Origin of the sequence: Kibdelosporangium persicum (genome assembly GCF_013280595.1) — a bacterium.
GTDB classification, from domain to species: Bacteria; Actinomycetota; Actinomycetes; order Mycobacteriales; family Pseudonocardiaceae; genus Kibdelosporangium; species Kibdelosporangium persicum.
The window spans coordinates 444,141-469,592 of record NZ_JAAATY010000001.1 but is presented as its reverse complement, the minus strand read 5'-3'; the positions used below and the strand labels follow the sequence as shown (position 1 = coordinate 469,592).

Sequence of the window (25,452 nt, the reverse complement as noted above, 5' to 3'; positions counted from 1 at the left end):
CACCTTTCCGGCACCCCGAAACACACGTTCCAGCACCATGAAATCCCCCCAACAGCATCGCCGGGGCGAACTCATGGTGCCGGAACGTGTATCTCACGGTGCCGCAATGGTGGACACGCGGGTCAGATCAGCCTGGCCGCGGCGCGGGTTCCCGCCAGCAAGGCTGCCTCTGTTGTCGGGGCGCTGAAGTAGTCGCCCGCGTACACCACGGGCGGGCGTTGGCTCTTCGACACCCGGACCGACCACCGGTACCGGCCCGGTGCCGGGATCGGGAACCCGTAGGGCCGTTCGGCGATCTGGAACGGCTCCGGGTCCGCCGGGAAGTCCGGCACCATCGTGCGCAGCAGCGGGGTCACCGTCTCGAACTGCTTCTCCGCCGGCCGGCCCAGCAGCTTGCGGGTGATCTCCCTGCCGGGATACGCGAACACCAGGAACTTCTCCCGCCGTCCCTCGGCTGTCCGCCGCGGGTAGATGATCATGTTGCGGATCTTCGGATCCCCGGCCCCACCGGCCATCAGGTGCGTCTGCGACGGCAGGTTTCCCCGATCGACCAGATAGGACACCGACAGCGCGGGCTCGTACTCCTGGGTCTCCAGGAACCTGCGGGTGTCGGCGTCCACCCACTGCCCGGGCAAGGACGCCGTCAACTTGGCCGCTATCGGCGCCGGAGTCGCCACCACGACGTTGTCGTACACGTCCGAGTCGACGTCACCGCCCGAACGCCACGTCAGCTCGACACGGTCACCGACCTGACGGACCTCAGTGACCTCGTGCCCCAACCGGACCCGTGCGCCCAGTGTGTCGCGTTCGGCCAGAACCTGCATGCCGTTGGCGAACACGTAGAACTTCACGCCGCCCATGGTGGCGAGCAACGCCTTCGCGTGCGCGGCCGAGATCTCCTCGCACCGGAAGTTCCAGAACCCTTCGATCTGGGACCGCAGCATGTAGTCGAACCCGCGCCGCGACAGGAACCTGCGGCCGTAGTCCACCGCGGTCGCGCCGTCGTCGAACGCGGCCAGTTTCTCCGCGTCGAACAGGTCGATCTTCTTCTTGTTGAGGACGAACTCCTTCATCGAGTTGACCACGAAGGACAACCGGTCACGGCGCGGGGCATGCCGGTAGGACAGCACCGCGGCCGGCGAGTCGGACGGCAGGCTCGCGGGCACCCCGTTGTCGACCACCAGCAGGTTGCTGGAGATCTCGACCAGCTGGTCCTCCAGGCCGTACTCGCGCACACGCTGCCACATCAGGTCGTAGATGCTGGCGCACATCAGGTTGATGCCGACACTCGGTTCGATCTCCGGCCGGTGCCACGAACGGGCCCGGCCACCGAGCCCGTCACCGGCCTCGAACACGTCGACCGAATGTCCCCTGGCGACCAGCTCCTTGGTCGCGGCACACCCCGCCATCCCGCCGCCGATCACGGCGGTCCTGGTCCGGCCGCTCATCGTCCGGTCACCAGCTTCTCCATCAGGCCCACGACCTCCGCGGGCGCGGGCAGGGACTCGATCTCCGCGGCCAGCTCGCCGGCCCGTGCCCGGAACCGGGGATCGCCCAGGACCTCACGGCAGGCCGCCGCGATCTTCTCCGGCTCCTGCTCGCCCGGCTTGAGCATGATCGCGGCACCGTAGTCCGCCAGCTGCTGCATCGCGTCACGGGAGATGTCGTAGTTCACGATCACCTGCGGGACGCCGTAGCGGATCGCGGTCATGTCGGTGACGCCACCACCGTGGTGCAGGATGACGTCACACGTCGGCGCGACGACGTCCAGCGGCATCCAGCCGATCGTCGCGTCCGGCAACTGCTCCCTCAGGTCCTTGGCCACCCGTTCGGGCGCGCCGATCAGCACCTCGGCGCCGAGGTCCGCGATACCGCGCGCCATGTCACGCAGGTGGTCACCGCTGAAAAGCCTTGCGCCCGCCGTGATGTACACGCGTGGCCGGTCGCCCTTGCGGTACATCCACGGTTCGAGCGGGATCTGCGGGTTCACCGGCGACCAGCGCATCAGCCGCACGTCCGGCGCGTCCTTGGCCCGCAGGCTCGGCGGGCAGATGTCCACCCACAGGTCCGGATCCGGCATGGTGGTCAGGCCGAACCGGGACAACTCCGGTTCCAGCACCTCGGCCGCGCCCGGCGCGTACATCGCGGAGTCACAACGGTCCCAGTCCAGCCGCACCGCCGGGATGCCGAGCTGGTGGGCCAGCAGCGGGGCGCTGTAGAACATCGAACCGCCGACCACCAGGTCCGGCCGCCAGTGTTCGGCCAGCTCCAGCAACGGCCGCTGGGTGTCCAGCGCGATCCTGGCGTAGATCCGGCCGACCGCGATCGCCTGCTCCACCGGGTCCTCCGGCGCGGTGGCCATGAACTCGGCGACGTCCTGCTCGGTCAACGGGGAGATCCGGACGGGCGAAAGGCCGACGCTGGCGATGTCCGGCAGCACCCAGTCGATTCCGCCTACCATGACCTGGTGCCCGGCGCTGCGGGCCGCCGTGGCCAGCACGGCTTGGGAGAAGATCGGGGAAGGGCTGTTCCCCGGTACGAACAGGAACTTCACAACTCCTCCTAGGGGATTCGGCACCCGGAGTGTCGGGCGCGAAGCCGTTCGGCCCCAAGCGATCCGGGCGTGATCTGTCAGGTCGGGCGCGGGACTTGACAGATCCCGTTCCCGGTTCGCGCACCGGCGTGTTCCGCCGCCTAGCCTCGGATTCGTTGCCAGCAGTGGACAGTACGGCGCTTTTGTCCACAACGGAGAAAGGAACAACCGGTATGTCGAATCCAGCGGAGCTCACCACGCCGGAGAACCTGACGGACGAGGCCATCGCGGCGTTCCGGGCGAACGGGTTCGCACACTTGCCCAAGGTGCTCACCGACGAGGAGGTCGCGGAGTGCCTCCGCGACGCCGAGGAGTGGCTGAGCCGGGGCCAGAAGATGGCGTGGGACAAGACCGTCGACCCGTCCGTTGTGGACGGGACGGTGATGGAGTGGGTGGACAACCCGGAGAGCGCCGTGCTGCGCAGGCTCGCGCTGCACCCGCGGATCACCGCCATCGCGGAGAAGCTCACCGGCAACAAGCTGCGGATGTTCCGCAGCGAGATCGTCCGCAAGCCCCACGACAAGTCCAGCGTCACGCCGCCGCACATCGACGCTCCTTACTGGCCGTGGAAAAGCGGTGCGGACCGCGGCGCGTACGGCGCGTCGCTGACCGCGTGGGTCGCGCTCACTGACGTGCCGGTGGAGCGTGGCTGTATGAGCTTCGTGCCCGGCTCCCACATCGGCCCGGAGCCGACCACCGACGACTGGGACATCTTCACCACCCGCCCGGAACTGGCCTGGCAGCCCCGGATCGTCGTGCCGCTGCGGGCCGGCGGGATGACCTTCCACCACGAGCGGGTGGTACACATGGCCGGTGCCAACCTGACCCAGCAGGACCGGGTCTCGCTCGGCACTGTCTACATTGACGCAGACACGGTTTTCGACCCTGAGTACGGCACGGCCGAAGAGGATCTGGGCGTGCAGCCGGGCCAACGCCTCGACACCGAGCGCTACCCGTTGGTGGCCGACTTCCAGTGACACCGATGCCCTGAAGGGTCCACTACGGGCCCTTCAGGGCGGCTTCGGTCAGTCGCGGACGGTGTGCGCGGGACCGATCTGGTCCATCCGGTAGTCGGCGTCCGGGAACTTCTCGGTCGGGAAACGGTCCGGCATGGCCGATTCCGTACGCGGAGACATCCGGCGCACGAACGCCGCCCGCAGCCGGAACACCGTGTTGACGACCGCGGACAGCGCCGGCGACGGGTCGGGCACGCCGAAGGCCGTACGCAACTCCTTGGGCAGCAGCGCGGGCAGGCCCGCCAGCGCGAGCCGCTGTCCGGCGCCGGCCAGCCGCTTCGGCATCCACCCGGTCAGCACATCCACGATCATGCCTCGCGTCGCCAGGTACAGCCGTTCCGCCTCGGCGGAGTAGCGGACGTGTTTGGCGACGTAGCCGTCATGGAACTGCGCCATCTCCGCATAGGTCTGCGGGATCTGCTTCAGCCCCATGACCTCGCCGATCTCGCGGAAGTGCAGATAGGCGGCAGTGATCTCCTTGTCACTCAACGGCCGCCAGGTGATCCTGCGTGCGCAGCGGATGGTGGTCAACATGGTGGTGGCGAGCACGAACAAGTAGTCCTCGTTGGTGATCCGCCATTGCCGGTGCTCGTCGCTGATGTGCCGTACGGCGTTGCGGTGGATACGGTTGAGCTGCCGCACCGCCGCTTTGCCTTCCTTCCCGCGCACACCGTGCCGGAAGGTCTCCCACATCAGGATCGACGTGTCCTCGAGCCGCTTCTCGGTGTTCCCGGTCAGTTCCCCGGTCCGCACGAGCAGTTCGGCCAGCCTGGCGGGCGCGAAGCTCGCGTAGAAGGCGATGCTGCCGGCGATCTGCCATTCCCACGGAAACTCGTAGGCCATGTCCAGCAACCAGATCCGGCTACAGGACTCCGCCACGTCCATCGACTCGATCTCACGCAGCCGTGAATAGCGTTCCTTGGCACCCATAAGTCAGCTCTCCCACATGGCACGCAACGAGTCCGGCACCCCGAAGTGCGGGCGCCAGCCGAGTAGTTCCTCCGCCAGCCGGATGTCCGCGAGCATCCAGCCGCCGCCCAGACTGGTCACCGGGCTGGGGTCCTCGCGTACCGCGCCGGGCGGCAGACCGGCCGCCGCGACGAACTGCTCGACCAGGTCACGGATGGCCAGCGCGGTCCCGCTGCCGATGTTGATCACCCGGCCGGTGACCGGGCTCCCGGCCGCGAGCACGACCGCCTCCGCCACGTCCCGCACGTCGACGAAGTCGCGTCTGGCCGCCGCGATCCGGACCGAGACCGGCTCGCCCGCCGCTGCCACGCGCAGCGTGGCCAGCAGTTTGCCCGGGAACGTGGCCGGTGAGGGCCGTGGCCCGAAGATCTGGGTGATCCGCAGTACCACACCGTCCACTTTGCCCTGCCGGGTTGCGTCGAGTACCGCGACCGAGCCCGCGTACTTGGTCCGTGTGTACACGTTCGCCGGCTTCGCGGGCACGTCCTCGTGGACCGCGAAGCCTTCGGCGAAGACGCCGTATTCGTGGATCGTGCCGAGGTGCACCAGACGGGGCCGCCACGGCACACTGCCCAGTGCGTCGATCACCGTGTGCACAGCGTCCAGGTTCACCCGTGTCATGTGCTCGTCAGAGCCATGGAACCCGTCGTGGGCGTTGGCGCCGTCGGTCGCGTTCACCACGACATCGACCCGTTCCCGCACGATGAGGTCCGCGATCTCGTCCGGCGTCACGTCGGCGAGGTCGAGTCGTTCGTACGGGTACGGCAGGTCCGCGGGCCGATGCCGGGCCACCGCGATGGCTTGGTGGCCACGCTTTTCGAACAGGGCGCACACGTGCCGGCCGACCCAGCCCGTGCCACCGAGGACCGCGGCCCGCATCACGGGTCCCGCCGGCCTGGGTGGCCGTACTTGGCTTCGATCTCCAGGCACTTGTCGTATCTCGGCAACAGCCCGGCCGCCTTGGCCTCGGCGAGTGTCGGCGCGTTCCTGTCCCGGTCGGACAGAATGGGATCGGAGTCGATGACCAACGGCAGACCCAGTTCCGGGTCGAGCGGATGCACCGCGAACTCGGTCCCTGCGGTGTAGCTTTCGGACAGCATGTAGTGCATCACGCTGTCATCGGCCAGCGAGACGAACGCGTGCCCAACACCGACCGGCACGTACAGCGCCTTGAACTCCTTCTCGTCGAGCACCACGCTGTCGTATTCGCCGTACGTCGGCGAACCGGTCCGCAGGTCGATGAGCACGTCCTGGATCACGCCCTGCACGCAGTACACGTACTTCGCCATCCCCGGTGGAGTGGCCGTGTAGTGCACGCCACGCACCACGCCCCGACGGGAACGGGAGAAGCAGGTCTGCGCGATCGGGAAGAGCGGATACCCCACCTGGGTACCGAACGGTTCTTCCTGGAACGGTGCCAGGATGAAGCCGCGGTCGTCCCGGTAGACCGGCGGCGTGAACACGTAGGCACCGTCCACAGTCAACGGCTCCGACCGCATCAGCTTGCCTTCGTGCCGATGAACAAGCCAGGACCGGGCCGCCCCTCGGTGAGGTACTCGACCGCGCACCCGGCCTTGGTGAAGGCCGATTCGTACTGTTCACGGGTGAACAACGACAGCACGTGCGTGTCGGTGAAGTGCTCGATCCCCTGCTCCGGGGTGGCGACGATGTAGTGCACCTGCATCTCGTGTGCCTTGTCGGTCAACACCGCATGCGACACACGGGAAACGGTGTAGTCTCCTTCGGACACGAGATTGCTCACGACGTGCCCTCCGACGGCACGCTCCGGGAACCACCACGGTTCGATGATCAGCACGCCACCAGGGTTGAGGTGTGCGGCGAGGCAACGCAGTGCCGAGTCCAGTTCGGACACATCGCCGAGATAGCCGATCGAGCTGAACATGCACGTGATCACGTCGAACCGCTCACCCAGGTCGAATCGGCACATGTCGCCCTGATGCACCGGGATGCCAGGCAGGTTGCGCCGGGCGGTGTCCACCATGTCCTGGGCCAGGTCGACACCGGCGACGCGCTCGAACTCCTTGGCGAAGTGGCGCAGGTGCCCGCCGGTCCCGCAGGCGACGTCCAGCAGCGACGACGCCCGCTCGTTGCGCGCGCGGACCAGCTCGACCAGTTCACGGACGTCGCCCTGGTAGTCCTTGCCCCTGCCACGGTAGATCACGTCATACAGCTCGGCCCGGTGGTAGATCCCCGGAGCTGTCCTCGTCGCCACAGGCAGTCCTTTCTTCCAGAAGAGGTGAACCGGTCAAACTCCGAGCGTGGCCCCGCCGTCGACGGTCAACGTGGCCATCGTGATGTGCCCGGCCCGGTCGGACAGCAGGAACCCCACCGCGTCGGCCACATCGGACGGCTGCCCGATCTTGCCGAGCGGGATGCCCAGCCGGTACGCGGCGAGATCACCTTCGAGAGTGGCCTTCGGCCCGGCCTCGCCGTGCCACATCGACCGCAGCATCGCCGTGTCGGTGGACCCGGGTGCGACCACGTTGCACCGGATGCCGTACCGCGCGACTTCCAGTCCCATGCTCTTGGTCAGCATCACCGCCGCGGCCTTCGACGCGGCGTAGCCGGACATCCCCGACCGGGGTGTTCCGGCGGCGTTGGACGCGACCGTGACGATGGCACCGCGGCCGCGTGGCACCATCCGGTTGACCACGGCCCTCGACATCCGGAAGACACCGGCCGCGTTCACGGCGAACATGACGTCCCAGTCGTCGTCCGCGCAGTGCCGCGCGTCGCCGAGCCGCAGCACACCGGCGGCGTTGACCAGCGACTCCACCGGTCCGAGCCGATCCTCCACTTCGGCCACAACGGACTCGACCTCGGCGCTGTCGGCCACGTCGGCGAGGAAACCGCACACCGGTAAGCCGTCGGCGGTGAGCTTCTCCACCGCTTCGGCCAGCGCGGTGGCCTCGCGGTCGACCATCGCGACCGTGGTGGCGGTCCCGGCGAGCCGTCTGGCCACCGCTGTGCCGATCCCCCCGGCGGCCCCGGTCACCACAGCGACCATGTCTGGTTCCCCTTCCTGATCGTTTTCCGCCGTTCGGCCAGTCCGGCCAGCGCGCCGACCGAGTGCGCGGCCGACGCGAGGGTGATGTGCCGGTGCCATCCGCCGTAGGAACGGCCCGCGAAGTCCCGGATCCCGGCCGGTTCGGCGATGTCGGAGAAGTCCTGGTCGACCCGGCGGATCAGCCCGCTGTAGCGCAGCAGCGCCGCCGGATGGGCACCGACCATGTCGGTCAGCCACAACCGTTCCGGACGGCCGGGACCAGCGCTTCCCTCGGCGAGCAACAACAATTCGCCGTACCGGCCTGCTCGCCCGGTCTTGCGCAGGCTGGCGGGCATCCGGACGCGAACGGAGGCCGCCAGGACCGTTCGGGGCACGTCGTCGATGCCGCCCGCGCTCAGGCAGGGCAGCGTCACCGGGCGGCGCAAACCCTTGGCCGCGGCGACAACCCGGCCCGCGGGCACCGGCGCGACCGTGTGGCCTGGCAGTGCCGGGTCGCAGACGGTCAGCGGCAAGCCGGGATCGACCCGGATCAGCATGCGCAGCCCCGCGGCCCGCAGGCCGCGGACCACCGTGATGGGGTCAGCGCCGGGAACGTCCATCACGACCGGGCGAACCGGCAGATCCCAGCCTGTCGCGGTCCGCACACACGCCCGTACGGCACAGTCCGCCAACGTCTCGGGCCCGCGAACGTCACCGGGAATCGCCACCTGACTGCGTCGGCTCTCATCCTCCAGCCAGGCCGCTGAAAGCCGTAGCCGCCAGTTCACCGGACCGCTCAGCTCGTCGGAGGCCGCCCAGATCCCGACCGCCTGTTGCGCGTGCACCGCATGTCCACGGGCGACGGAGAACCTGCGGTCCACGCCGACCGAGTGCGGGCCCGACTTCGGGATGACCATCGGCCGCACCACCCACGCCGGCAACGACGTGCTGCGGTCGAGATAGTGCGCCAGCGCACGGCGGATCTCGTCCCAGTCCCATGTGGACGAATTGATGAAGTGGTGCAGGCTCTGTTCGGTCGCGGGCCCGCCGAACCGGGCGGCCATGTTGCGGATCGACTTGCGTCCCGGCGTGGTGAGCAGGCCTTGCAGGTAGGACATCCCGTGGCGGCGCTGGTCACTGCGGGGCAACGATTCGAACAGCACCTGCCCGAGGTCGCCGAGGATGGCCGCGCGGAGCGGGTCTCGCGGGCGGCCAGCCAGATCGGGCAGGTCGGCCAAGACCGCGTCGCTCATGGATGATCACCTCGCTCGTGGTCCAATCCGGGCGCATCGCGGATCTGCTCCCACGTTAGGACCGGCGGTTCGAGCCGTTCTCAACGAAGTCTCTTGACCGCGGGCGGGTATGAGGTCCTCATACCGGGCACCGGAGTTCTTCAACCGCACTTCGTGTGGTTCTGCACTGCTGGCAGGCCGGGATGGTGCGTCACCGTGGCTGGGATGGGCCCGATCCGTTCCGCGAAAGGGGAAAGCACACGTGCTGCCGTCGGATTTCGTCGAATGGGACACCCGGATTGCCGACCTGTCCGGGCTTGACGTGACATTCACCGTACTTGGCCAGCTCCGAATGGTCAGCGCCGACAAGGACGTCGCGCCGACGACACCGAAGTTGCTCCAGGTACTGGCCGTGCTGCTGACCAGGCCCGGCCAGGTGGTGCAGACCGAGACCATCCAGCGCGAACTGTGGCGGGATCGCCTGCCGCGCAGCGCCCAGCCGACCTTGCAGACCTACATCTACCAACTCCGTTCGCTGTTCCGGCAGGCCGGGCTGACCGGCCAGCCGGACCGGCTGCTGGTCACCCGGCGGCTCGGGTACGTGCTGCGGATCGAGCCCTGGCAGGTCGACGTGCACCGCTTCCAGCAGCTGTGCCGGGACGGCCGGATGCTGATGGCGGACTGCCGGTTCGGCGAGGCAGCGGCCCGGCTGCGCTCCGCATTGGACCTGTGGTCGGGCCCGCCGCTGGCGAACGTCCAGCACGGCCCGGTGTTGTCGGCGTACACCATCGACCTGCAGGAGCAACGACGCAACGCGCAAATCCTGCGTATCCAGGCAGAAGTGGAGTCCGGCCAGCACCGCGAGCTCATCGGCGAGTTACGTTCCCTGGCCGACACCAATCCCCTGGACGAATCGGTGTACGCGCAACTGATCCGCGTGCTGGACCGCAGCGGCAGGCGCGGCGACGCCCTACACGCGTACCGGAGGCTGCGCACGCACCTGAACGAGGAACTGGGCCTGGAGCCGGGCGCCGAACTGCAACGCCTCCACCAGCACCTAATAGACTCGTGAGTGTTTATCAGGGTTCTAACCCTGATAAACACTCACGAGGGGTTGTCACACGATTACGGGGACGGAACCGTTGGCGACTGGCGCGAGGGCCAGGACCGCACGGGCGATGGCGTCTGAGTCGCCAACGGTCACCGAGTCCACGCCGGGCCGGATACCCGCCGCTGTCACCCAATGCACGGCTTCAGTCGGCACGCCGTAAGCGAACCGGCGTGGGTGGACGTCGCCCTGCGCGTCGATCACCCGGTTCGGCCGGTCGGTGACGGCGAGGCCACCGGTTTCGTACGAACCACCGGCCGCGGCCGGGATCACGTGCGGACGACACTGATCCGTGTCGAGCATGTGCCGCAACAACGGATCCTCGGTGCGGCGCAGATCCGGTTCCGGCAGGCGGGCTTCGATCAGCACCTTCGCCCGGACCGGTTCGCCCGGCACCACCCTGGACGCCGCGACGAACGCGGGTTCGGCCGTGTCGATGCCGACCTGCGTTCCCGGCCCGAGCAGCGTCAGCACACCAGCCCGGACCAAGGCGATCATCTCTTCGATCCGCGACACCGGCGGACCGATGGACAGGTAAGCGTTGAGCGGCGTGTACCACCCCTGCAACTGATCGCGGTACGAATGCCCTTCCAGTCCACAGTGGTCGACCACGAGCCTGATCTCGTTGCGCAGGTCCCGCAACGCGTCGAGCGCCGCCTTGAGCGGACCCGACACGTTGCCGGCCTTCGCCTCCCGCACATCACAGGAAAGGTAGTCCAGCAGCCACGACTGGAAGTGCGCCCGGTCGGTGAACCGCACCCCCGCGTACGGCCGCGCCACGCGTTCCCAGTCCCATCGATCGTTGCGCGGAATGCCGAACCGGTCCAGCAGCGCGGGCTGGTCCTTCTGTGCCACGGCCAGGTACCGGGCCACGAAGTCCTGTCGTTCGGCATCCCGCCCCGCCGCGGTGAGCCAGGTGCCGTAGTAGAGGCTTTCCACCTCCCTGGCGATCACGGGCCACAGGTCGCTGTCGAAGCGCACCCAGTCACCGCGGTTCGCCCGTGCCCGCAACCGCGCGATCATCGACGGAGTCAGCAACTGAGGCGTGTAGCGGCCGAACGCACCCTTCTGGTTCTCTCCGCGCGAGTGGTACGGCACCCCGCGCCGTGAGCTCGCGAACAACCGTGGCTCCCGCCCAGAAGCCTGGTACACCAGGCCGTCCCCGTCGCGGCGGAACACTCCCCCGCGGCCGGCCGTGAACAACGCCAAGTAGTCGAAGAAGTTCAGGCCAAGGCCACGCAGCAGCACGGTCTGTCCCGGCTCGATCCCGCTCAGGTCGACGTCCGCCGGGTTGGCCGGGGTGATGTAGGTGAGGTAGTGAATCCGGGCCAGGCTCGCGGTCCGGGCCTCCCGGCTGGTGATCCTGGCGGGCACATGCCCTTGCGCCAGAACCACGGCATCCAGGTGGTTGAGCCGCGTGCCGTTCTGCAACCGCAACCCTTGCGGCCCGCCGACCGTGCCGAGGGTGTCCGCGATGGCGACCGCGCGAGATTTGTGGACGTGCACTGTGACGTGGGGTGGCGCGTTGGCCACCACACGTTCGAACGCGTGCTTCAGGTAGTAACCGTAGAACGCCCGTGTCGGATAGTCGTCCGGGCCGAGCGCCCGTGCCTCCGCGAGGGTCTTCTCGTCGAAATCCTCGACCGAACCGAACAGAGCCACGGACCGTGCCCATTCGTACAGGCTGGGGCCCGGCTCGACCGGGCCATCCATCCGTACGCTGTCGTCGGTGTAGACAGTGATCTGGGAGGCCACGGTGTTGGTCAGCAGGTGGCGTGACTGGTCGGTACGCCACACCGCGCCGGGACCCGCGCCAGCCGGGTCCACGACGTGGATTGTGACGGCCGAATGTGACGGCGAGTGCCGCTCGTTGGCGCACAACCGCTCCAGCACGGACAGCCCGCGCGGCCCGGCGCCGACGATACCGATCTCGAGTGCCATCATCGACCGGCCTGGAGCATTTTGACCAGCTCCAATCGCTTGATCTTGGTGGTCGCGGTCTGGGGCAGCTCGCCGTGCTTCCACTGCACCGGCTCGGCCATGGCCGGCAGCCCGGTCACCGCCCGCTGCCAGGCGACTCGATCAAGCGGTTGGTCGTCCTTGGTGCACACCACCGGCGTCGGGTCACCGTCCGGGCCGGGAATGATGATCACCTCGGTGAGCTGGGGCATCCGCTCGAAGAGCTTGTCCTCCACGGCCAGCGTGCTGCCGAAGCCCGGGATCTCGTCGACCTCCCGGTCCAGCAGGTGCAGGCAGCCGAGCTTGGTCTTGTAGCCGACGTCGCCCATCCGCCACCAGCCGTCGTTCTCCTGCTTGCGGTACCGGTCCTGCTCGCCGAGATACGTCACGATCCGGCCCGCGGTCCGCACCTCGATGTAGCCGGGCGAGGACTCCGTCGGGGGCTTCCCGTCCTTGCTCACCACACGCACTGCCGTCATTCCCGGCACCGCGTATCCGACGCAACGGCCGTCCATCTTGTGCGCGTTGCGTTTGGTGTAGCCCCGACCGATCAGCGGGCCGCATTCGCTCTGCCCGTACAGCTGGAAGAAGACCGGGAACCGGCGGCGCGAACCGGCCAGCATGCGCCGCACGGTCCGCGGGTGGATCGCGTCGAACGTGCTGCTGAACACGCTCACGGTGGACAAGGGCTTGCTCGGGTGGTCGGCCAGTTCCTCCCACTCGAGGAACGAGTTCGGGTGTGCCTCGATGAACCCCGGTCGCGTGGCGGCGAACATCCGGGCCACGTGCCCGGGCTCCGATTCACCGAGCACCAGCATCGGGAACCCGCGCGACATCGGCACACTGAGCGCCGTGAACATCCGGGAGTGCACAAAGGACACGTGCACCGCGACAGTCTGGCGCTTGCGCACCGCCCGGAACAACGTGACCTGCAACCGGTGCCGCGCGTTGAGCGTGTACCCGGTGTGCACGGCCAGTTTCGGGATTCCGGTCGTGCCGGACGTGTGGGTGATCAGCGCGGGCTGGTCCGGCGGACGGATCACCGGCTCGACCCGCGGCGCCCCGGCGAACGCGTCCAGCCGTTCCGCCCGGGCGTGGCTGCCCTTGGCCACCAGCACCCGCTTGACCAGGTCGAAGATCGACGCGGGCAGGTGGTTGTCCAGCTTGTCCTGGTCGGTGACCAGCACCGGCCGATCCACCCGGCGGACCAGTTCGGCGACGGTCTCGCCGTCCAGTTTGGGCGACAACAGCACCGGAACACCGCCGACCCGGGAGATCGCCAGCGCCAGCAGGGTGATGTCGAAACCGGAGGCCTTGTGGACCACGGCCCGCTCACCCGGGCGCAGGCCCGCAGCCCACAGCCGGGCGGCCAGCTCGTCCACCAGCTCGGCCAGTTCGGCGACAGTCGCCCGCCTGCCGGTCTGTGGGGCGACGTCCAGGTCGTGATCGAGCACGATCACGTTGCCGGGATGCCGTGCCGCGGCCCGCTCGAGCAGAGTGCCGAGCCGGATACCTTTGTTGGCGATGCGTTGGACCAGCATGCAACACTCCTTTCACCGGTGTGCCACCGGGATCAGCCCTGCTGTTCGATGACGTCCCTGAGCCGCTTGAGCGTGTCGGCGAGGTCCTGGTCGAGCTTGGCGGTCCAGTCGGCGACGAACCGCCTGCGGTCCTCTTCGGACAAATCGGCGACGATCTTGCGGATGCCGAACGTCGCCTTGCCCATCCGGAAGTGGTGGGTCAGTACGCTGCCGGTGCCCTCGGGCCGGATGTCGAAGCCCCACACGCTTTCCTGGTCCTCACCGGCGTAGGACAGCATCATCCAGCGGAACGTCCGGCCGGGTTCGGCCGCGACCACGCGGCACTCGGTGTGCCACGTGCCGCGCACCAGCGGCGCCCACGCGACCACTTCCTCGCTGCGCAGGTTCTCACCCCGGAACACCGAGCCGGCCTGGCCGGGCTCACCGGAGATCCACTCGCCGCCCCGGCACTCCGGGCTCCACTCCGCACTCCGCGGCAGGTCACTGACCACCGCGTAGACCTCGGCGGGCGTGGCGTCGACGCGGATCTCGGCGCTCAGCTCGAAAAGCGGGCTTGTGTCCACAATTGACTGTCCGGTCACCGATGGCTCCTCTTCCCCGTTCGAATGGTTGACACCCGTGTTCAGCACGAGCCTTTTGCCGTGCAGTAGTCCTTGTTCCAGCCGCCGGTGGGCCTCGGCCATGGCGCTCAACGGCAGTTCCGCCCGCGTTCTCGGCCGCAACTTCCCGGCCGCCAGCATGCGGTTGATGACGTGCGACGCCTCGGCCAGCTCGGCGACACTCGCCCGCGAGATGGTGAAGCCGGTCACCACACCGTCCTTGAGGTACAGCGCTCCGGCAGGCAGTACCGGCGCGCTGTCGAGACCGGCGAGCAGGACGATCCGGCCTCGGAACGCGAGGAGCTCGACGGCCGTGGTCAGGTCGTTGCGACCGGCCGTGTCCAGCCACACGTCCATCCCCTGTGGGCACGCGGTCTTCAGCAGGTCTGTCAGGTCCGGATCCCGGTAGTCGAAGACCTTCTCCGCGCCAAGGAATCGGCAGTAGTCAGCGTCCTGAGCGGACGCTGACGCGATCACGCGTGCACCGGCGTCGACGGCGAGCGTGACCAACGCGGCGCCGACGTTGCCGGCCGCCCCCGCCACGAACACCGTCTCGCCCGGCCGCACCTTCCCATGGGTGAACAGGCCGAGGTAGGCGGTCCCGGCAGGGTGAACCACGGCCACCGCGTCCGCCGGATCGACTCCCGCAGGCAGGTGGTAGAGCCGGTCAGCCGGAACCACCGCTCGCTGCGCGGCCGCTCCCTGACGCTCGGCGTGGCCCAAACTGTTGCACCACACGCGATCACCGGCACGGAACCCTGCCGCGTCCGCGGCGACCACACCGACGAGATCACGGCCGACGACGAAGGGGAACCGGAGAGGCGTGCGCCATCGCCCGGACCGGACGAACGTGTCCACCGGGTTGACCGTGGCAGCGATGACGTCGACCAGGACCTCTGCCGGGCCAGGCACCGGGTCGGGCAGCTCGCCGTACCGGATGACCTCCGGCCCGCCGAACTGCTCGATGTACGCCGCGTACATGCCTCAGTCCCACCTTTCCGGGACCGTGCCGAGCAGGTCGGTCAGCAGCCGCGCCACGATGCCGACGCCGTCGGTGGTCAGCACGGATTCCGCGTGGAACTGCACCGACGCGAAGTGCGGGCCACGTAGTGCGTACACCTCACCGCTGTCCGGGTCCCGGCTGACCTCCACCACGCCGGTCTCCGGCACCCGGATCTTGTCGTCGGTGCTGATCGCGGTGAACGTGTTGTAGAACCCGACCCGTTCGTAGCTGCCGAACAAGTCGATCACGCGCCGCTCGCCCTGGCTCGGCCGGGGTTTGCGCTGCACCGGCATGCCCAGCTGCAGGCTCAGCACCTGATGACTCAGGCACACCGCGAGGAAGGGCAACCGGCGGACCAGCAGTTCGCGCAGGGAGCACCAGACCTTGCCGATCCGTTCGTCCGTTTCGTCATGCGGATCTCCCGGTCCTGGCCCCATCACCACAAGGTCGTAGCCGTCGAACCCGTGTGGCTCGTCGAACCGGCGCACGGTGGCCGACAGCCCGAGCGAGCGCAGTTGGTGGCAGATCATCGTGGTGAACGTGTCCTCGGCGTCCACCACCAGCACCTCGCGCCCGGCCAAGGCGAATCCGGCACGTGCCCGCTGGCCGGTGCCCGCGAGCCAGAACCGGGATATGCCCGCGTTGCGGCGGGCGAGCGCGCCTCGGACCGCCGGGTGCGAACCGAAGCGCGCGGGCCGGTTCGCGCGCAGCGCGGCCAGCAGGCCGTCCGCCTTCGCCCGGGTCTCGGCCGCTTCGGCGACCGGGTCGGAGTGCCGGACCAGGGTCGCGCCCACGCTGATGCGGGCCCGGCCGGTCCGGTCGATGTCCGCGGTCCGGATCAGGATCGACGAATCCAGGCTGGGCGCGCCGTCGGCATCCCGGCCTAGCAACGCGACCACTCCGGAGTAGTAACCACGGCCTTCCGGCTCGTAACGGGAGATCACCCGGCACGCGCTCTCCAACGGGCTGCCGGTGACCGTCGGCGCGAACATGGTCTCTCGCAACAGTTCCCGTGGATCGCGGGAACTGCGGCCCTCGATGAGGTACTCGGTGTGCGCGAGCCTGGCCATCTCCTTCAGGTACGGCCCGACCACCCGGCCGCCCTCGTCACAGATCCGGGCCATCATCTTGAGTTCCTCGTCGAGCACCATGTAGAGCTCGTCGGTCTCCTTGCCGTCGGCGAGGAAGTCGAGCACCCCGGGTAGGCTCGGCCCGGCCTGCGGATACCGGTACGTGCCGCTGATCGGGTTCATCACCGCGGTGCCCTCGCGCAGGCTGACGTGCCGCTCCGGCGTCGCGCCGACCAGCGTGCGGTCGCCGGTGTGGACGACGAACGTCCAGTAGGCGCCCGTTTCCCGCGCCAGCAGGCTGCGGAAGAAGCTCAGCGCCGTGCGCGGCCGGTAGCCGGCGATGTCGAGAACACACGTGCGGCGGATGACGAAGTTGGCGCCGATGCCGCGGCCGATCTCCTCGGTCACGACCTGACGCACGGTCTCCGCATAGTCCTCATCGGACACGTCGAACGACTCGCCGTCCAGTCGGATGACCTCGTCGGGCAGTCGCGCCAACGCCGGTCCGAGCGGAACCTTCTGCTGTCCGGTCAGTGTCATCGCGAGCAACGGCGTGCCGTCGTCGACACAGGTGAAGCCGCGCTCGGCGATCTGCCGGAAGGGCACGAGCACCAGTGTGTCCTGAGTGGTCCTACCAGGCCGGTGGGCGGTGCGAGGTGGTGGGATGTCGGCCAGTCGAGCGATCTCGGCGCACTCCCCGACGAAAACCTCCAGCGCGGCCGGATCGGTGTCCGGCCGGTGGATCAGGGCGAACGGCGGCGGATGCGGCGCCAGGACCGCTTCCAGCAGATCGGGATCAGTCATACCTTGGCCTCCTGGGCCACGGTCAGCCGGACGGCGAGGTCCTCGGTGGTGGCGACCACCGCGCAGCGGGTGGCGGCGTAGCACAACGTCGACTGGTGGTGCTCGGCGGAGAAGTCCGCGATCGCGTCGGCGGCCAGGAACGTCTCGATGTCGTTGGTGAACGCCTCGACCGCGGTCATCAGAATGCCGACGTGCGCGTACACCCCGCACACCACCAACTGGTCACGGCCGTGCGCCCGCATCCTGGCGAGCAGGTCGGACCGGAAGAACGCGCTGTAGCGCCACTTGGTGAACACCCAGTCGTCCTCGGCCACCACGAGCGGTTCGACGATGTCACGGTCGGCCGGGTCGACGCGCATGCCGGGACCCCAGAAGTCCTTGAGCAGTCCCCGTTGCTGGTCGGTCATGCTGCCCGGCTGGGCGGTGTAGGCGACCGGGACACCCGCCGCGGCGCAGGTCCGCCGCAGCAGGTCCACGTTGCCGACCAGGTTCGCCCGCAGTCCAGCCGGGAAGGGCCGGAGGAAGTAGCGCTGCATGTCGTGCACGAGCAGCACCGCCCGCCGCGGGTCGGCGACCCAGCCCGCGGTGTTCGCGGGCAGGTCGGGCCCGCCGGGCAGCGAGTACGGCTCGATGGGAGGAATTCCTGGCACGAAGGTTCTCCTGCCTGCGAGAGGGAGCGTCAGAGGGTGGCCAGCACGTCGCGCAGGGCACTGATCACCTTGTCCTGCTCGTCCAGGGCCAGCGACGGGTACATCGGCAGCGAGAAGATCTGCTTGGCCAGCCGCTCGGTGACCGGCAGGTCGCCCTGCCGGTATCCGAGGTGGCTGAAGCCGGTCATCGTGTGCACCGGCCACGGGTAGCTGATGTTCAGCGCGATGTCGTATCCCTTGAGCCGTTCGATGATCGTGTCCCGCTCGGGATGCCGGACCACGTAGACGTAGTGGACGTGGTCGTTGCCCGGCGTGGTCGCCGGCAGCACCAGACCGTCGACATCGGACAGTTCCTCGGCGTAGCGGGCCGCGATCGCCCGCCGGGCGACGATGTAGTCGTTCAGCCGGGTCAGCTTGCGGCGCAGGATCTCCGCCTGGACGTCGTCCAGCCTGCTGTTGTGGCCGGGAGTCTGGACGACGTAGTAGACCTCTTCCATCCCGTAGTACCGCAGACGGCGCAGGTTCCTGGCCACGGTGTCATCGGATGTGATGACCGCGCCGCCGTCGCCGTACGCTCCGAGGACCTTGGTCGGGTAGAAGGAAAAAGCCGCCGCGTCACTCATGGTGCCCGCGAGCCTGCCGTGATGTCGTGCACCGTGCGCCTGGGCGCAGTCCTCGAGCACCACCAGGCCGTGCTTCTCCGCCAGGCGGCGCACTGGCTCCATGTCCACGCACTGACCGTAGAGGTGCACCGGCACGATCGCTTTGGTACGCGCGGTGATCGCGGCTTCGATCAGATCGACGTCCATCAGGTAGTCCTGCTCGCGCACGTCGACGAAGACAGGTTTGGCGCCAGTGCCGTCGATCGCGACCACCGTGGGCGCCGCGGTGTTGGACACCGTGATCACCTCGTCGCCGGAGCCGACTCCCAACGCCTCCAACCCGAGTTGCACCGCGTTGGTCCCGTTGTCCACACTGACGCAGTGCCGCAGTCCGTGGTAGGCCGCGTACTCGCGCTCGAACTCCCGCACGCTCTTGCCGAGGATCAGCTGCCCCGACTCGAAGACGGTACGCACAGCGTCCAAAATGGAGTCCTGTTCCTCGTGGTACTCCGCGAGGTAGCTCCAGACCCGTGTCGTCATGCGACGCTCCTTCCCTGTAGTGCCGGGCTGTCGGCGGACAGGCCGAGGCAGGCCACCAGGCTGCGGGCCTCGACGTTGAGGTGGTTGCCGTACCGGACGAACCCCATCAGCTGCCGCGGGGTCATCCAGACGAAGTTCTCCGGCAGGTCCGGCTCTGGCGCGTCCTCCGGCAGTTCCACCAGCATGTAGCGGTTCTGCGCGTGGTAGAACCGGCCGCCCTCCTCGGAGTGCACGCAGTCGAACCTGATCCGGGACTCCGGGGCCGACAGCACCTCGTCGAGGAAGTGCGGCCGTTGCCCGGCCGGCAGGTCCCGGTAGTTGTCCGGGATGCACTGCACGGTCGGGGCCATCTCGATCGCGTCGAAGGCACCGGCCTCCATCCTGGCCTGGATCAACAGGTGCGGCGTGCCGCGGACCCGTTTGGACAGGAACGCCACGACGCCGTAGCCGCGTGGGGCGATCATCGGCTGCGACCACCCGGTGACTTCCCGGTTGCTGGCCAGGACCTCCAGTCCCAGCACGGCGAAGTGCCGGTCCTGGTGGTGTTTGATCATCCCGTGCTCGTGCGCCCAGCCGGACACCTCGGCCAGCGGGATTCGCCGCCGTTTCATCGAACTGCGCGCCTTGGCCTCGGTGAACCAGCTGAGCAGCTCGGCGACGGTGTGCCGGGGGCGTTGCGCGGCCTCGCCGGACACCTGACGCAGGCTCGCCGCACCCGACAGCACCGTCCGGGTGTCCATGTTGACCAGGTTGTCGATCCGCAACAGCTCACCGAGATCGTCCATCCGCACCCAGCAGAAGTCGGGCAGCACCGGCACGTCACCGGTCACCTCGACGATCATGTTGCGGTTGCGCTTGGCCAGGAACCATGCGCCTTGTTCGGATTGCAGCGCGTCGAACAGCACGCTGTCGCGCCGTGGCGCAAGGAAGTAGTCGAGGTACGGCACCGGCTTGCCGCCGTGTGCCCTGGTGTAGTTGCTCCTGGTCGCCTGCACGGTCGGCGAGAGCTGGAGCATGTTGACGTTGCCCGGCTCCATCTTGGCCTGCAACAGGCAGTGCGGCGCCCCGTTGAACCGCTTGACCACGATGCCGAGGATGCCGATCTCCGGCTGGTCGATGATCGGCTGCTGCCAGCTGCCGACCGGCCGGTCGGCGCCGGTGACCTCGAGTCCGGTGACCGTGTAGAACCGGCCGGTGCGGTGCCCGATGTCGCCGTTGTCCCGGATGCGCCAGCCGTCCAGCTGATCGAGCGGGACCTCCTTGACGCGGTAGTCGTTGATCGCCCGCCGTTCGGCGAGCCAGTCGCACACATCGGCCGCGGTCGAGAACACCGCAGGACCTCCTTGCCTTGTCTGCCGGGTCATCCGCGCCACGCGGACACCACGGCCACCGCCTGGGCCGGGGCGAGCCGCGGATCGCACAAGCTGGTGTATCTGTCGCCGACACGGTCCAGTTCGGACTCGTCGGTCACGCACTCGGTGACGTCCTCGGTGGTGGTCTCCAGGTGCACGCCGCCCGCCACGCCACCGGCCGCGGTGACAGCCGTCTGGAACTCGGTGACCTCACGGACCATCGTGTCCACCAGCCGGGTCTTGAGCCCGTCCGGCGTACGGATCGTGTTGCCGTGCATGGGATCGCACAGCCAGACGACCGGATGGCCCGCGTCTCGCACCGCGACCACGAGCGGCGGCAACCGATCGGCGACGATTTCCGCGCCCATGCGTGAGATGAAAGTCAGCCTGCCGGGCTCACGGCCGGGATCGAGCCGTTCGCACAACGCCAGTAACTCGTCCACGGTGATATCCGCGTCCACCTTGCAGGACAACGGATTACGCACCTGAGCGAGCAGTGCGACGTGCGCACCGTCCACCTGGCGCGTTCGGTTGCCGATCCACGGCCAATGCGTGGACGCCAGCACCGGACGGCCCGGGCCGTCCTGCCGGACCATCGGTATCTCGTAGTCCAGGAGCAGCGCCTCATGACTGGTCCAGACGGGCGCGTCCACGCGCGCCTGGCCGATGCCGTCAAACCAGCCGAGATGTCCCATCACCTCGTGCGCGGCGCGGTAGCACTCGAGGATCCGGTCAGGGTCCGGCCGTCTGCTCTCCGGATCGGGACCAGGAGCGTTGATCATGTGGCCTCGGTAGACCGGCAGTTCGACCCCACCGACCACCTGGACGCCCACCGACCTGGGCTTGGTGAACTGCCCGGCGATCCGGCCGACGCGGACCACCGGCTTGCCGGCGATGAGTTTCAGCGTGCCCGCCAACAGATCCAGCAACGCTGTTTTGCGGGAGACGTGTCCTCGCGTCCGATGAGCCGGGTCCTCGGCGCAGTCGCCCGCCTGCAGCACGTGTGCCCTGCCCTGGGCCACGCCGGCGAGCGCCGACTTCAACAAGTCCACATGATCTGCTCGCACCAGTCCCGGCTCGGCGGCGAGCTTGGCACGGACCCGTGCCAGATGCGGGAGGTCGTGCCATTCGGGCTGTTGTGCGGCCGGGACCGGCCCGAGATCCGGCACGACCTCGTACGCGGGCGCCTCTAGCCGAATAGTGGAATTCACCCGTTCCCCAAACGTCTGGTGGTTGTCCATGTTCACGGCGACGCAGCACCAATGGAGCCGACGCTACGGGTGCGGGTTCGAACTGGCGTCGAAGCGCCGTCGACGCCCCGGACCATGAATTTCACACAGGGCGCACCGGTATTGATTCACCTCAACCACATGTCCCGCTTCACTGCCGTGGCGCTGGAAACTTTTGCGACAGTTTCTCGAACCTGACGAAGCACGAAGGGGGAACTTGATGGACAGTGGCCGATCCGCTAGCCAGGCCCGGGTGACGTTCACCCTGCTCGGCCCGGTCGAGATCAGCTTCGACGGGCGTGACTGCACGCCGAACGCCCCGAAGTTGCTGCAGCTGCTGGCAATGCTGCTCGCACAGCCGGGAATGACCGTCACCAGCGAATCACTGCGCCGGGAACTGTGGTGGGACGTACGGCCCGCCAGCGCGCAGCGAACCATGCAGACGTACGTTTATCACCTGCGGAAACTCGCGAAGGACAACGGTTTCACCGACGATCCGAAAAACTTCGTGCGGACCAGGACCGGCGGTTACCAGTTGGCGATCGAGCCGGATCAGGTCGACGTGTTCCATTTCCGCAGGCGCTATGAACAAGGCCGCGCGGCCATGGCGGAGCAGCGGTACGCCGAGGCGGCCGGGATCTTGCGCTCCGCGATGTCGTTGTGGTCCGGTCCCCCACTGGCCAACGTCGAGTGCGGGCCCCGGCTCACCGCCTACGCGGCGGAGTTGCAGGAGCGTCGGCGCAACGCGCACAACCTGCGGATACAGGCCGAGATCGAAGCGGGCATGCACCGGGAACTGCTCGGCGAACTGCGGGCGCTGGCCACCGAGAACCCGTTGGACGAACAGGTGCACGCCCAGTTGATCCAGGTCCTCCAGCGCAGCGGCCGGCGCGGTGAGGCCGTGTACACGTACCACGAACTGCGAACCACGCTGGTCAGGGAGCTGGGTCTGGAACCGGGCCGGGAACTGCAGCAGTTGCTGCTGGGCCTGCTCTCCGACGACCAGCCGGGACGATAGACCCCCTGCCAGTTGCCAGTTGCGGGCTAAACTCGGACATAACGCCCGATCGGCCCGTTGGCTGGGCCATGGTCGATCAGTGAGGGGGGACTGATGATCAAGGTACTGCTGGCCGAGGACGTGCACATGATCCGCGGCGCGCTGGCCGCGTTGCTGAACCTCGAACCCGACATCGAAGTCGTGGCCGAGGTCGCCGAGGGCGACGAGATCCTGCCCGCGGCCTTACGTACCCGCCCGGACGTCGCCGTGATCGACATAGACCTGCCGCGCAAGGACGGACTGGACGCGGCAGGCGAGATCCACCACCGCGTTCCCACCTGCCGCACGTTGATCCTGACCAACCTGGGCCGTCCGGGCACGTTGCGGCGTGCGTTGTCGGCCAGCGTCAGCGGGTTCATCCTCAAGGACTCGCCCGCCGACGAACTGGCCAACGCCGTGCGCGGAGTCGCGGCCGGTCGCCGAGTGGTGGACGGCGACCTGGCCGTGGCCGCCTGGGGCAGCACGGAATGCCCGCTGACCAACCGGGAGATCCAGGTGCTGAGGATGGCCGCGGACGGCAAGAATCCGACCGACATCGCGGCCGACCTCAACCTGTCGCTGGGAACCGTGCGCAACTACCTCACGACGAGCGTGACGAAGTTACAGGGCCGCAACCGGTTGGACGCCATCCGGATCGCCCGCGAAGCCGGCTGGCTCTAGGTTGACGGCTCGCCGGGCCGGATGCGGCCTGTGCTCACCACACCGCGGTCGAAATGACGCCCACGGCCTCGTCGCTGTGACCGGCCGACTCGACCTGGGTGGGCAGGGTCGCCCGTAACCTGAACCGGCCACCGGGGATCGGTCGCGCGGACAGTTCGCCGCCCAGGGCCCGGACCCGGTGCGCCAGGTTGCGGATTCCGCTGCCGCCAAGGGAATCGTCACCACCCGAAGTTCCCGCCGCCGCACCGTCATTGACGATCTGCAGCGTCACCGTTTCACCGTCCTGCCTGATCACGATCTCGCAGCGCCGGACCTTGCTGTGCCGCAAAGCGTTCGTCACACCTTCCCGCAGCAGGGCGGCGAGCACGGTCCGGACCTTCGCGGGCAGCGCGCCGTATCTGGTCTCCATCCGGACAGTCACGTCCGCGGCCGCCAGCAGCGACCGGACGGCCTGCGATTCCGCGTCCAGGGAGACGTTCTGGTAGCCGCTGGCCACCGAGCGCACGTCGGTCAGTGCCTGCCGGGTCAGGTCCTGGATCGTCATCAGTTCCGCCCGCGCCTTGACCGGGTCGATGGCGATCAGCCTGCGGGTCAGCTCGCACTTCAACGTGATCGCGGACAGGCTGAGCCCCAACAGGTCGTGCAGGTCCCTGGCGAACCGCAGCCGTTCGCCTGCCACCGCGCGCCGGGCGAGTTCCATTCGTGCCGCTTCGAGGTCGGTCACCAGGCGCGACAACCAGGTCAGGCCGTACACGATCAGGCCGTTGGTCACCGTGGCGATCACGGTGAAGGCCACGCTGAGTTCCGGAGCGTCGAAGTACCCGCGTCCCCAGCCGGTGGCGGCGACGACGGCGCCGAACGCCACCCAAGCGAACCGCGGTGGAAGCACCAGCAACGTACTGCCCGCGAGAAGGCCGGGCAGGCTCACCCAGTCCGCGCCGCACAGCACCACGGGCGCGCTCGCCAGCACGGCCATCAGGCCGAGCATCAGGTAGCCGGACGCGGACGACAGCCGGCGGGTCGGCCGGCTGAAATAGCCGAGCTGCAACGCCAGCAACGAAAGCAGGATGCCGAGGTTCACCCACAGGTCGACCGTCGTGTCAGCTTGGTACAACACGTGGATGGCCGCGGACAGGCAGGTCAGGCACAGCACGGCGGTCAGCAGCCAGCGTGGTGGTTCTTGACGTGGCCGCCAACCCCCGCGCGGCGCAACCCACTCCGGCTTGGCCTCTCGATCTTCCGGCGAGGCGAGTAACGGAATACGGGCCCGCAGCTCGAACTTCTCGCCGTCCAGCCGCCCCGCGGTCAGGTCCCCGCCGAGCTCGGCGACCCGGTGCCTGAGGTTCTGGATGCCGCCGCTGCCTTCGTTGATCCGCTCCTGTTGTTCGACGGTGGCGCCGTCGTTGACGACCTTCAGAACCGCGTCGCCGCCGTCCTTCCGAACGGTGATCTCGCACCGCGTGCCCTTGCTGTGGCGCAACACGTTCGTCACGCCCTCCCGTAACACCCTGGCCAACGCGGTCCGCACCGAAGCCGGCATGGGCTCGCCTGTCAGGTCCACTGTGGTCTTCATGTCCGCCGAGGACAGCATCGACTCCGCGGCCTCGCACTCGTCCTCCAACGACAGCTCGTGATAACCGCCTGCCACCACACGGACATCGGCGAGCGCCCGGCGTGCCACGTCGAGGATTCCGGACAGTTCTTCCTTGGCCAGCGAAGGACTGCGGGCCAGTAGCCGCAGCGCGGTCGCACCGCGCAACGAGATGGCCGACAGGCTCAGGCCGAGCAGGTCGTGCAGGTCTCTGGCGAACCGCAGCCGCTCGTCCGTCACCGCGCAGTTGGCCAGTTCGCTGTGTGCGTCGTGCAACCGGGTGACCAGTTTCGACAGCCAGGTCAGCCCGTAGATGGCCAGGCCGAACAACGCTGTGGTGACTGTGGTGTAGATGACGTCCAGCATCGAGTCGTTCACCGCCGCCTGCGCCAGGGCGGTGAGCAGCACGATCCCCGCGAACGACAGCCAGCCCGCCACCGACGGGAGCAACAGCAGAATCCTGCCCGCCAGGAAACTCGGCATGCCGATCCACGCCTGCCCGAACCAGATGATCGGCACGTACGCCAGCAGAGCCTGGACTCCCAGCAGCAGGTAGTTGCGCCACTGGTGGAAGAAGAGCATGTGGAAGGACAACATCATGGCCATCAGCAGCACACCGACCGCCAGCTCGAGCACGCCCGCGTCCGCGTCGAGCATCTGTAACAGCCCGAACGCGCTGTAGCAGCAGAAGTCGACCGCGACGATCGCCGCGGCCACTTTCGGCGCCAGGTATGGCCCATCCCGGTCAGCCGTCATCAACAGGCCCCCAGTACCCCAGTTGTCCCAATGGCGAAGTTGGTCCCATTGTAGTGATGGCGATCACTGGCGACGAGGAGCGAAGGCGAGGGAAAGGCCGTTTCAGCGTGCGCG

General features: G+C 68.2%; 21 protein-coding genes. 4 read left to right on the top strand and 17 right to left on the bottom strand.

Going from position 1 to position 25,452, the window contains the following annotated elements:
- Nucleotides 1-122: 122 nt before the first annotated feature.
- Nucleotides 123-1,448 carry a protoporphyrinogen/coproporphyrinogen oxidase gene (locus GC106_RS02185; RefSeq protein ID WP_173123740.1) on the bottom strand — a complete coding sequence of 442 codons (1,326 nt, stop codon included), beginning with the start codon at nt 1,446-1,448 and terminating at the stop codon, nt 123-125.
- Nucleotides 1,445-2,554 carry a nucleotide disphospho-sugar-binding domain-containing protein gene (locus tag GC106_RS02180; RefSeq protein ID WP_173123738.1) on the bottom strand — a complete coding sequence of 370 codons (1,110 nt, stop codon included), beginning with the start codon at nt 2,552-2,554 and terminating at the stop codon, nt 1,445-1,447. The genes GC106_RS02185 and GC106_RS02180 overlap by 4 nt, the downstream gene beginning before the upstream one ends.
- A 212-nt stretch (nt 2,555-2,766) precedes the next feature.
- Between GC106_RS02180 and GC106_RS02175 the strand changes: the two genes are divergently transcribed.
- Nucleotides 2,767-3,570 carry a phytanoyl-CoA dioxygenase family protein gene (locus GC106_RS02175; protein WP_173123736.1) on the top strand — a complete coding sequence of 268 codons (804 nt, stop codon included), beginning with the start codon at nt 2,767-2,769 and terminating at the stop codon, nt 3,568-3,570.
- Between the two features lie 48 nt (nt 3,571-3,618).
- On the opposite strand, the gene GC106_RS02170 is transcribed toward GC106_RS02175, so the two are convergent.
- Genes GC106_RS02170 through GC106_RS02145 form a run of 6 tightly spaced genes read right to left on the bottom strand, consistent with a single transcriptional unit; the run spans nt 3,619 to nt 8,838 of the window.
- A complete protein-coding gene (locus tag GC106_RS02170; protein WP_173123734.1) occupies nt 3,619-4,539 on the bottom strand; it encodes an oxygenase MpaB family protein in 921 nt (306 codons plus the stop codon).
- A 3-nt stretch (nt 4,540-4,542) separates the two neighbouring features.
- Nucleotides 4,543-5,457, bottom strand: a complete 915-nt coding sequence (locus GC106_RS02165) for an NAD-dependent epimerase/dehydratase family protein (protein WP_173123732.1) — start codon at nt 5,455-5,457, stop codon at nt 4,543-4,545.
- Entirely contained in the window at nt 5,457-6,077 is a 621-nt protein-coding gene (locus GC106_RS02160) for a dTDP-4-dehydrorhamnose 3,5-epimerase family protein (protein ID WP_173123730.1), read from the bottom strand. Before GC106_RS02160 ends, GC106_RS02165 begins: the two co-directional genes overlap by 1 nt.
- On the bottom strand, nt 6,077-6,811 hold the full coding sequence (locus GC106_RS02155; RefSeq protein ID WP_173123728.1) for a class I SAM-dependent methyltransferase: 735 nt from the start codon (nt 6,809-6,811) through the stop codon (nt 6,077-6,079). The genes GC106_RS02160 and GC106_RS02155 overlap by 1 nt, the downstream gene beginning before the upstream one ends.
- A gap of 33 nt (nt 6,812-6,844) precedes the next feature.
- Nucleotides 6,845-7,606, bottom strand: coding sequence for a 2,3-dihydro-2,3-dihydroxybenzoate dehydrogenase (locus GC106_RS02150; protein WP_173123726.1), 762 nt, complete (start codon nt 7,604-7,606; stop codon nt 6,845-6,847).
- Entirely contained in the window at nt 7,591-8,838 is a 1,248-nt protein-coding gene (locus tag GC106_RS02145; RefSeq protein ID WP_246364620.1) for an IS701 family transposase, read from the bottom strand. Before GC106_RS02145 ends, GC106_RS02150 begins: the two co-directional genes overlap by 16 nt.
- Before the next feature lie 241 nt (nt 8,839-9,079).
- Here GC106_RS02145 and GC106_RS02140 point away from each other — a divergent pair, with 241 nt between their 5' ends.
- Nucleotides 9,080-9,889, top strand: a complete 810-nt coding sequence (locus GC106_RS02140) for an AfsR/SARP family transcriptional regulator (protein ID WP_312872355.1) — start codon at nt 9,080-9,082, stop codon at nt 9,887-9,889.
- Nucleotides 9,890-9,934: 45 nt separating this feature from the next.
- Here GC106_RS02140 and GC106_RS02135 read toward each other — a convergent pair whose 3' ends face one another.
- The 8 genes from GC106_RS02135 to GC106_RS02100 are packed head-to-tail and all read right to left on the bottom strand — an operon-like array spanning nt 9,935 to nt 21,256.
- Nucleotides 9,935-11,869 carry an FAD/NAD(P)-binding protein gene (locus tag GC106_RS02135; RefSeq protein ID WP_246364618.1) on the bottom strand — a complete coding sequence of 645 codons (1,935 nt, stop codon included), beginning with the start codon at nt 11,867-11,869 and terminating at the stop codon, nt 9,935-9,937.
- A complete protein-coding gene (locus GC106_RS02130) occupies nt 11,866-13,425 on the bottom strand; it encodes a class I adenylate-forming enzyme family protein (RefSeq protein WP_173123724.1) in 1,560 nt (519 codons plus the stop codon). The genes GC106_RS02135 and GC106_RS02130 overlap by 4 nt, the downstream gene beginning before the upstream one ends.
- A gap of 32 nt (nt 13,426-13,457) precedes the next feature.
- Entirely contained in the window at nt 13,458-15,005 is a 1,548-nt protein-coding gene (locus tag GC106_RS47470) for a zinc-binding dehydrogenase (protein ID WP_246364616.1), read from the bottom strand.
- 3 nt (nt 15,006-15,008) lie between these two features.
- Entirely contained in the window at nt 15,009-16,901 is a 1,893-nt protein-coding gene (locus GC106_RS02120; protein ID WP_173123722.1) for an anthranilate synthase family protein, read from the bottom strand.
- Nucleotides 16,898-17,551 (bottom strand): isochorismatase family protein, encoded by a 654-nt coding sequence (locus tag GC106_RS02115; protein WP_173123720.1) that lies wholly within the window; start codon nt 17,549-17,551, stop codon nt 16,898-16,900. Before GC106_RS02115 ends, GC106_RS02120 begins: the two co-directional genes overlap by 4 nt.
- 29 nt (nt 17,552-17,580) lie before the next feature.
- A complete protein-coding gene (locus tag GC106_RS02110) occupies nt 17,581-18,693 on the bottom strand; it encodes a DegT/DnrJ/EryC1/StrS family aminotransferase (RefSeq protein ID WP_173123718.1) in 1,113 nt (370 codons plus the stop codon).
- Nucleotides 18,690-20,024 (bottom strand): NDP-hexose 2,3-dehydratase family protein, encoded by a 1,335-nt coding sequence (locus tag GC106_RS02105; RefSeq protein WP_312872354.1) that lies wholly within the window; start codon nt 20,022-20,024, stop codon nt 18,690-18,692. The genes GC106_RS02110 and GC106_RS02105 overlap by 4 nt, the downstream gene beginning before the upstream one ends.
- Nucleotides 20,025-20,053: 29 nt before the next feature.
- The gene (locus GC106_RS02100) at nt 20,054-21,256 is read right to left on the bottom strand and encodes a 3-deoxy-7-phosphoheptulonate synthase (protein WP_312872353.1); all 1,203 of its coding nucleotides are present in this window, start codon (nt 21,254-21,256) and stop codon (nt 20,054-20,056) included.
- Between the two features lie 271 nt (nt 21,257-21,527).
- Between GC106_RS02100 and GC106_RS02095 the strand changes: the two genes are divergently transcribed.
- Both GC106_RS02095 and GC106_RS02090 read left to right on the top strand, forming a co-directional pair.
- On the top strand, nt 21,528-22,292 hold the full coding sequence (locus GC106_RS02095) for an AfsR/SARP family transcriptional regulator (protein ID WP_312872352.1): 765 nt from the start codon (nt 21,528-21,530) through the stop codon (nt 22,290-22,292).
- A 93-nt stretch (nt 22,293-22,385) separates the two neighbouring features.
- Nucleotides 22,386-22,991 (top strand): response regulator transcription factor, encoded by a 606-nt coding sequence (locus GC106_RS02090; RefSeq protein WP_173123714.1) that lies wholly within the window; start codon nt 22,386-22,388, stop codon nt 22,989-22,991.
- Between the two features lie 34 nt (nt 22,992-23,025).
- On the opposite strand, the gene GC106_RS02085 is transcribed toward GC106_RS02090, so the two are convergent.
- Complete coding sequence (locus GC106_RS02085; RefSeq protein WP_173123712.1) at nt 23,026-25,338, bottom strand: sensor histidine kinase; 2,313 nt, start codon at nt 25,336-25,338, stop codon at nt 23,026-23,028.
- Between the last annotated feature and the right edge of the window lie 114 nt (nt 25,339-25,452).

Excerpts from the sequence above, each read along its gene's own strand:
- GC106_RS02170 (WP_173123734.1), bottom strand. The coding sequence starts at position 4,539 with ATGGGTGCCAAGGAACGCTATTCACGGCTGCGTGAGATCGAGTCGATG.
- GC106_RS02135 (WP_246364618.1), bottom strand. The coding sequence starts at position 11,869 with ATGATGGCACTCGAGATCGGTATCGTCGGCGCCGGGCCGCGCGGGCTG.
- GC106_RS02120 (WP_173123722.1), bottom strand. The coding sequence starts at position 16,901 with ATGACTGATCCCGATCTGCTGGAAGCGGTCCTGGCGCCGCATCCGCCG.
- GC106_RS02165 (WP_173123732.1), bottom strand. The coding sequence starts at position 5,457 with ATGCGGGCCGCGGTCCTCGGTGGCACGGGCTGGGTCGGCCGGCACGTG.
- GC106_RS02130 (WP_173123724.1), bottom strand. The coding sequence starts at position 13,425 with ATGCTGGTCCAACGCATCGCCAACAAAGGTATCCGGCTCGGCACTCTG.
- GC106_RS02185 (WP_173123740.1), bottom strand. The coding sequence starts at position 1,448 with ATGAGCGGCCGGACCAGGACCGCCGTGATCGGCGGCGGGATGGCGGGG.
- GC106_RS02175 (WP_173123736.1), top strand. The coding sequence starts at position 2,767 with ATGTCGAATCCAGCGGAGCTCACCACGCCGGAGAACCTGACGGACGAG.
- GC106_RS47470 (WP_246364616.1), bottom strand. The coding sequence starts at position 15,005 with ATGTACGCGGCGTACATCGAGCAGTTCGGCGGGCCGGAGGTCATCCGG.
- GC106_RS02150 (WP_173123726.1), bottom strand. The coding sequence starts at position 7,606 with ATGGTCGCTGTGGTGACCGGGGCCGCCGGGGGGATCGGCACAGCGGTG.
- GC106_RS02090 (WP_173123714.1), top strand. The coding sequence starts at position 22,386 with ATGATCAAGGTACTGCTGGCCGAGGACGTGCACATGATCCGCGGCGCG.
- GC106_RS02110 (WP_173123718.1), bottom strand. The coding sequence starts at position 18,693 with ATGACGACACGGGTCTGGAGCTACCTCGCGGAGTACCACGAGGAACAG.
- GC106_RS02085 (WP_173123712.1), bottom strand. The coding sequence starts at position 25,338 with ATGACGGCTGACCGGGATGGGCCATACCTGGCGCCGAAAGTGGCCGCG.
- GC106_RS02160 (WP_173123730.1), bottom strand. The coding sequence starts at position 6,077 with ATGCGGTCGGAGCCGTTGACTGTGGACGGTGCCTACGTGTTCACGCCG.
- GC106_RS02145 (WP_246364620.1), bottom strand. The coding sequence starts at position 8,838 with ATGAGCGACGCGGTCTTGGCCGACCTGCCCGATCTGGCTGGCCGCCCG.